Origin of the sequence: Methylobacterium mesophilicum (assembly GCF_022179445.1) — a bacterium.
GTDB classification, from domain to species: Bacteria; Pseudomonadota; Alphaproteobacteria; order Rhizobiales; family Beijerinckiaceae; genus Methylobacterium; species Methylobacterium mesophilicum.
In genome coordinates this window covers 205,823-212,422 of the sequence record NZ_BPQU01000006.1, presented here as the reverse complement: position 1 = coordinate 212,422, position 6,600 = coordinate 205,823, and the positions used below count along the sequence as shown (strand labels likewise).

Genomic DNA, 6,600 nt, shown 5'->3' with positions numbered 1-6,600 from the left:
AGGACATCTCGATCAACGTCGGCACCTTCGTCGGCGGCATCTGGGCGTTCGACCTCGGCAACAACTTCGGCGTCAGCTTGCTCGGCGGCGCGTACCTGAACGACCTGAACGGCGACCGTGGCTCGTTCGTCAGCATCGGCGGTACGACTCCGGTCCTGCCGCAGCTCTCCTCGAACACCTACCGCTTCGGCGTGGCCGGCAGCTACACCGGCGACGGCTGGAACATCACCGGCAACCTGACCGCCAACGTCTACGACTCGCCCGGCCGTTTCGGCGGCCGTGTCGGCGCTGCCCTCGGCTCGTTCGTTCTGTCCGACTCCCTGAACTTCGACATCACCGCGACCAAAAAGTTCGGCAACTTCGAGATCGGCCCGATCGCCTACGGAACCTACAACTTCGACATCAGCCAGTTCAGCGCGGCCGCCAACAACCGCGGCCGGTTCGCCGTCGGCGGCCTAATCGGCTACGACTTCAAGGTCTTCACCGTGCAGGCCTACGTCGCCCGCGACGTCGTAACCAGCGCGCAGTACGTTACCCAGTTCGGCCGCACCCGCGACAACTACTCGACGGACGGCTGGCTTCGCCTCATCGTTCCGCTGTACTCGCCGGCTCCCGTCTCGCCGGTCCCGACCGCCCTGGTCCGCAAGTACTGATCTGAAGATCTCAGCATCGAAAGGGCGGCCCGCACTGGAGACAGTGAGGGCCGTTCTCCGTTTCACAGGTTAGATCTATCGCATGGAAAAAAACCGGAGAGATCGAATCGAACGAGCGGCACGGATCTCCTTCGTGATCCAAGAGATCCGGATGGCGGGCATTTCGGATCCCAAAGAAATCGCTGCCGCCTTAAATGCTCGTGGGATTCAAGATCTGCGCGGTGGCGAGTGGACATGGATCGAGGTGCTTCGGTTCGATAGGCGCCCGAAGGAACGCATAGAAGCACCAAAGCGGGCGGATTGGACTCAACGCTAGTGGCGCTCACAGCACCCAAACCAAGCCTCGACTGGTTGGGGTCCGGCAGCGTCCTCTTCGGCCGCAGTAGCATCAAGACAGCTAAGTTAGGTGTAGCTCTCAACCCGAGCGCCGCGGACCATCCGTTGTCCAAAATGGACATGCACGCCGCTTGTCCAAGGATGACATGCAAGGCCGACTTTGCCCGCGATACATCACCGTGATACAAATCGGTCGACGGCGGCCAACCAGATTCAGTAATCACAATGACTTAGCACATGGATTGGCGAGTCCTTTCCTGGGCACCATCAGCCGCCTAAAGCGCTGATCCGCACAACTCTCTCCCCAGACCATGACACGAGACCGGCCATCACAGCCGGTCGGCGCCGCTTCGGATCCCTGTCGATCGAAGCCGCATGTCGTCATCCGAACCCAGCTTCGCGCGACCGAGACCTGTCACGACGGGGCCGCGCGCCGTATCCCGGTGTCGCCCGATTCGCGCTGGCCGCATGGCCGGCAGGCCGGAAGGAGAATCACCGGATGACGAAGTTCTCCGCGACGCTCGCGGCGGCGTTGCTCATGGCCGCGTCGCCCGGCCAGGCCGCCGATGCCCAGCCGCAGGTCCATGCGGACGAGGGCGACCTCGCCGAGAAGATCGTGGGGACCTGGGAACTCGTCTCCTACCAGGTCGAGGACAAGGCGACCGGGTCGCTGATCGACGCGATGGGCAGCGCGCCGCGGGGCCGGGTGATCTTCACCCCGGATGGCTGGGTCGCGTTCAACCTCGAGGGCACCGACCGCAAGCCGGCCGAGACCGATGCCGACCGCGCCGCGCTGATGAAGACGCTGGTCGCCTATATCGGCCGCTACCGGATCGAGGGCGACCAATGGATCACGACGGTCCAGACCGCCTGGGCTCCGGAATGGGTCAACACCGAGCAGCGGCGGACGATCAAGATCCACGGCGACGAAGCGGACGTGACGACGCCCTGGCGGATCATGCCCAACTGGGACGCCGGCCGCCTCTCGCGCAGCATCATCCGGTTCCGGCGCAGCCGATAAAGGCGGCGTCCGCCATGACGCGCACGCACGCCCCGCATGTTCCGGACAGGACAGGCGGCGGCGTTTGTCCTACACCACAGATTGTCCTTTCAGACCTCATCCTCTAAGACGCGGGGAACACGCCGCCGCGCCAGATCGGCCGGCGTCTTTTCACCGTCGAGACTCGCCGATCACCGCGCGGTCTCCGGATCGGGTCTCGGCTCTATTCGGCGCAGCCACGTCGAACCCGGCCATCAACTCGGAAAAGACGCTTCGATCCGGCCCTGCACTTCTGGAAGCTGCTTTCGGAAGCAACAACGGCGCCCAAGACAATAAACGATCGCATACGATCGATCACGCGCTGCGTGCCGCATCATCCGCGGGGGAACGTTCTGGAAGGCTGGATGCGCGGGGCTCCCGTCGCGTCGATCCGACGCCTTCTGTGCCGGGACGTGCCAGCCGTGCATGTCCGGTCCGCAACCGATGAGATGTGGCGATGCGTGCCGACGACACCAACAAGCCCCGGTCCCCGCGCGACTCGCTCGCCTTCAGCCGGCGCCAACTCCTCGGGACGGCGGCCACCGGGCTCGCCGCGGCCTCGCTGCCGAGCGCCCTCGCGTTCGCCGACAGCGCCGACACCAAGGTCGACGTGCTGCTGATCGGCGGCGGCATCATGAGCGCGACGCTCGGCGTGTGGCTGAACCAGCTCGAGCCCACGTGGTCGATCCAGATGGTCGAGCGCCTGGATCAGGTCGCCCTGGAGAGTTCGAACGGCTGGAACAACGCCGGCACCGGCCACTCGGCGCTGGCGGAGCTGAACTACACTCCGGAGAAGAAGAACGGCCAGGTCGAGATCGCCAAGGCGGTGGAGATCAACGAGGCGTTCCAGGTCACGCGCCAGTTCATGGCCTCGCTGGTCAAGACCGGGGTGCTGAAGAACCCCCACACCTTCATCAACTACACCCCCCACATGAGCTTCGTCTGGGGCGACGACAACATCGCCTACCTGCGGAAGCGCTGGGAGGCCCTGAAGGCCAGCCCGCTGTTTGCCGGCATGGAATTCTCCACCGATCCGGAGCAGCTCAAGACATGGGTGCCCCTGATGATGGAGGGGCGCGACCCGAACCAGAAGGTGGCCGCCACCTGGTCGCCGCTCGGCACCGATGTCGAGTGGGGCGAGGTCACCCGCCAGTACGTCGCCCACCTGCAAGGCCAGCCGACCTTCAAGCTGAGCCTCTCCACCGAGGTGGAGGGCATCACCAAGAACGCCGACGGCTCCTGGCGGGTGACCTCCCGCAACATCAAGGACGGGTCGCGGCGCAGCGTCGACGCCAAGTTCGTGTTCATCGGCGCCGGCGGCGGCGCCCTGCACCTGCTGCAGAAGTCGGGCATCCCGGAGGGTGAGGATTACGCCGGCTTCCCCGTCGGCGGCTCGTTCCTGATCAACGAGAACCCGGACGTCGCGACGCTGCACCTCGCCAAGGCCTACGGCAAGGCGTCGGTCGGCTCGCCGCCGATGTCGGTGCCGCACCTGGACACGCGGGTGCTCGGCGGCAAGCGCGTGATCCTGTTCGGACCGTTCGCGACCTTCTCGACCAAGTTCCTGAAGGAGGGCTCGTATCTCGACCTCCTCAGCTCGACCACGACCAGCAACATCTGGCCGATGGTCCGGGTCGGCATCGACGAGTATCCCCTGGTCGAGTACCTGGCCGGCCAGCTCATGCTGTCGGACGACGACCGGATCGCGGCCCTGCGCGAGTACTTCCCGAAGGCCAAGAAGGGGGAGTGGCGCCTCTGGCAGGCGGGTCAGCGCGTGCAGATCATCAAGCGCGACCCGAACAAGGGCGGCGTGCTTAAGCTCGGCACCGAGATCGTCAACGCCAAGGACGGCAGCATCGCCGCCCTGCTGGGGGCCTCGCCGGGCGCCTCGACGGCGGCGCCGATCATGCTGCAGGTGCTGGAGAAGGTGTTCGCCAAGAACGTCGCCACGCCCGAGTGGCAGGCGAAGATCCGGCAGATCGTCCCGAGCTACGGCACGAAGCTCAACGACGACCCCGCCCGGGTCGCACAGGAATGGGCCTACACCAGCGAGCAGCTGCAGCTGCCGGCGGCGCCCCGGATCGACACGGCGGCGCTCAAGCCCGTGCCGGCGAGCAGCACCGTGCTGAACAGCAGCGACACGCCGGTCCCGGCGCCGGTCCACGATCTCGCACCCTGAGCGTGATCCCCCCCCCGGCCTCGTGCGGACGCACGGGGCCGGGGGCCGGCAGCGTCTCGCAGGCCCTCCCTGGATCGGGCTCGGACGGGTGGCTCTACCGGGCGGCGCCGTGGGCGATGTGCAGCCAGCCGAAATCCACCGGATAGCCGAGGCCGTGCAGCATCTTGACCCGCTTCCACGAGGCCGTGCGGGCCGAGCCGGCGTCCTGTCCTGCCTCGATCTCCGCGGATTCCATCTCCTGGAGCTCGCGGGTCAGCTCCTCGCGCAGCCCGGTCGCCTTCATGGCCCCGAGGGCCGCGGTGAAGGCCTGTTCGGTCACCCGCACCTGATCGCAGATTTGACGCACGCTCATCAGTCCTGAGCCCTTTCGCACTGCTTGAAGACCGCTGTTTCGCAGTCACCGGACCTTAGCATCCGCGGCAGCAACGTTAGATGTACGTCTTTGGTGCAGACAGGTTTAGTATCCAGCGTGGTAAAGCCGGCCTGCTGGAGCGCTCGCCGCCGAGGCGGTTCCCGGTTCGGCGTCAGCGGACGCGTCGAACGCAAGGCTGCGTGCCGTTCCGGGCGATGGCCGGCGGCTTTCGGGAAAAGGCGATGCGGCGCAGGCGTCTAGCGCAGCGGAAGCCAGCCGAGGGGGCGCGTCACCCGGGACGGGCGGCGCCAGCGCCGCTTGCGGCCGAAGGTCCGGCGCGGATCGAGGATGCCCGATCCGAGATCATCCTTCTGGATGATCCGGGGCTGCACCGCCGCGCCGATGGCCACCAGGGCGGCCGAACCCACCAGCGCCATGATCGCGGCACCCCAGAAAAGACTCTCGAACATCTGGTCCTTCCTGCCCGTGGCTCCTCTTATAGGTCTGAAGTCTGATCGAAATTGCGGCAGAAGCTAGACTGCGCAGATTATTTTGCACACTTATCAGTATCGCCGGGGATGGATTTGTGGGGGCAACCCTTGCGGCGGGCCGTTTCCGCCGCGGCGATCCCCGTGAGCATGGCCGAGGCCGGGGCGCTCGCGGCGGCAGCGGGGTGCGCCTGATCCGGCCCACCCGAACGCCACGCCCCGCACGCCCCGCACGCCCCGGCGGCCGAGGTTGCAAATTTTACGAAGCGTTCATCCTGCGGGTGTCCACTTTACGCCACCAAGGCCAGGCAAGCCTTCGGTGGACCATGCCACCCGCGACGGGCCGAGAACCGGCTCACAGGACAGATCACACAACAGGGATCCGAGACCGATGCCGCGCAAGACCGACACGACACCGCAAGAGCCGATCATGGAGCTGTGGCGGATCCTGGCGCTGGCGCTGATCGTCGCCGCCGGGATGCTGTTCGTCCATCTGGTCGTCCCCACGGAGGCCGAGGCCCTCGACCGGCCCGCGAGCGCCGTCGCGCTGGGCTGACGCGGGCATAGCGGCGGCCACCTCCATCGATCAGCGCGGCTGGGGCCACCGGCCGGCCGGGTCCAGGCACCCCGTATCGCCGACCAGGTCCGGCGGCGTCAGCCCGATCAGCAGGGCGATGCTCAGGACGACGACGGCGAGGATCAGGGCGAACTCGACGCGCTTCGGATCGATCCACGTCGATCGCAGCACGAGGCATCCGGCGGTGAACGTCGCGGCCTCCGCGAGGGGAAGGATCTGGGCCAAGGCCACGCGCGGCGGCCCGGGCCGGAACCTAATCCTGCCCCGCCGGCCTCGCACCGGCCGAATCCAGCGCGGCGGTGGCGGCCCGCATGTCCCGGCGGGCCTGCGCGATGGCCGCCGTCTTCGCGTCGCCCTGCGCGTTGAGCGCTTCCAGGAACGCGAGCCAGTCGGCGCGGGCCTGGGTCGGGATTTCCCCGTCGAGCTTCTGCCGGAGTTGGGCGACCCGTCCGTCCGGGGTCGCGGCGGCGGGCGCCGCGGCGTCGGTGTCGTAGACCCCCACCGCGCACATCTGGTCGCCGGCCTTGGTGTAGTAGGTGGTCTTGGGCTCCTCGATCGTGCTGCCCGGCTTCGGGAACAGGTAGTGGATCACCGCGACCTGCCCCGGCTTGGCCGTGTCCAGCATCGTCTGGATGAAGCGGTTGCCGGTCCTGTCGTGCAGGTCGCGCACGTCGTGCCCCTGCAGGATCGGGTTCGGGTGGGCGGTCATCACGCCGTCCGGTCCGACGCAGAACACGTAGGTGTCCGCGGTCCGGAAGCCGTTCGCCCCCGCGGTGAAGGCGGCCAGCGCCTTGTGCCGGTCGGCCTGCAGCGCCTGGCTGACGCGCCCGAGCATCCAGGAGGCGAAGCCGTTGGGGCTCGGATCGTCGCAGGCGGTCGGCGCTTCTCCGTCGCCGCAGGCGCGCGCACTCGTCGGCGCCTGCGCGACACAGATCAGTGTCGCCGCCAGCAAAGCTGCCCGCAGAGTCATACGACT

At 67.2% G+C, this 6,600-nt stretch carries 8 protein-coding genes; 4 read left to right on the top strand and 4 right to left on the bottom strand.

Annotated elements, in window-relative coordinates; all coding sequences use genetic code 11:
* The 3 genes from MFF40_RS09585 to mqo all read left to right on the top strand — a co-directional run.
* Positions 1-653, top strand: a 653-nt coding sequence (locus MFF40_RS09585) for a transporter family protein (protein WP_238260237.1), incomplete at its 5' end; no start/stop codon positions are given.
* An 835-nt stretch (positions 654-1,488) separates the two neighbouring features.
* Entirely contained in the window at positions 1,489-2,010 is a 522-nt protein-coding gene (locus tag MFF40_RS09580) for a lipocalin-like domain-containing protein (RefSeq protein ID WP_147855668.1), read from the top strand.
* Between the two features lie 475 nt (positions 2,011-2,485).
* Positions 2,486-4,207, top strand: coding sequence for a malate dehydrogenase (quinone) (gene mqo / locus MFF40_RS09575; protein WP_147855667.1), 1,722 nt, complete (start codon positions 2,486-2,488; stop codon positions 4,205-4,207).
* 94 nt (positions 4,208-4,301) lie between these two features.
* Here the strand turns inward: mqo and MFF40_RS09570 are convergent, their stop codons facing one another.
* Both MFF40_RS09570 and MFF40_RS09565 read right to left on the bottom strand, forming a co-directional pair.
* A complete protein-coding gene (locus MFF40_RS09570; RefSeq protein ID WP_147855666.1) occupies positions 4,302-4,559 on the bottom strand; it encodes a hypothetical protein in 258 nt (85 codons plus the stop codon).
* A gap of 257 nt (positions 4,560-4,816) precedes the next feature.
* Positions 4,817-5,029: a hypothetical protein gene (locus MFF40_RS09565; protein WP_147855665.1), complete on the bottom strand. Its 213-nt coding sequence runs from the start codon at positions 5,027-5,029 to the stop codon at positions 4,817-4,819.
* A gap of 409 nt (positions 5,030-5,438) precedes the next feature.
* Here MFF40_RS09565 and MFF40_RS09560 point away from each other — a divergent pair, with 409 nt between their 5' ends.
* Positions 5,439-5,603 carry a hypothetical protein gene (locus MFF40_RS09560; protein ID WP_187277967.1) on the top strand — a complete coding sequence of 55 codons (165 nt, stop codon included), beginning with the start codon at positions 5,439-5,441 and terminating at the stop codon, positions 5,601-5,603.
* A 30-nt stretch (positions 5,604-5,633) separates the two neighbouring features.
* Here MFF40_RS09560 and MFF40_RS09555 read toward each other — a convergent pair whose 3' ends face one another.
* The gene (locus MFF40_RS09555) at positions 5,634-5,849 is read right to left on the bottom strand and encodes a hypothetical protein (protein ID WP_147857651.1); all 216 of its coding nucleotides are present in this window, start codon (positions 5,847-5,849) and stop codon (positions 5,634-5,636) included.
* A 28-nt stretch (positions 5,850-5,877) separates the two neighbouring features.
* On the bottom strand, positions 5,878-6,594 hold the full coding sequence (locus MFF40_RS09550) for a cache domain-containing protein (protein WP_147857650.1): 717 nt from the start codon (positions 6,592-6,594) through the stop codon (positions 5,878-5,880).
* Positions 6,595-6,600 lie beyond the last annotated feature (6 nt).

Coding starts and splice junctions, on each gene's coding strand:
- MFF40_RS09580 (WP_147855668.1), top strand. CDS start 1,489: ATGACGAAGTTCTCCGCGACGCTCGCGGCGGCGTTGCTCATGGCCGCG.
- mqo (WP_147855667.1), top strand. CDS start 2,486: ATGCGTGCCGACGACACCAACAAGCCCCGGTCCCCGCGCGACTCGCTC.
- MFF40_RS09570 (WP_147855666.1), bottom strand. CDS start 4,559: ATGAGCGTGCGTCAAATCTGCGATCAGGTGCGGGTGACCGAACAGGCC.
- MFF40_RS09565 (WP_147855665.1), bottom strand. CDS start 5,029: ATGTTCGAGAGTCTTTTCTGGGGTGCCGCGATCATGGCGCTGGTGGGT.
- MFF40_RS09560 (WP_187277967.1), top strand. CDS start 5,439: ATGCCGCGCAAGACCGACACGACACCGCAAGAGCCGATCATGGAGCTG.
- MFF40_RS09550 (WP_147857650.1), bottom strand. CDS start 6,594: ATGACTCTGCGGGCAGCTTTGCTGGCGGCGACACTGATCTGTGTCGCG.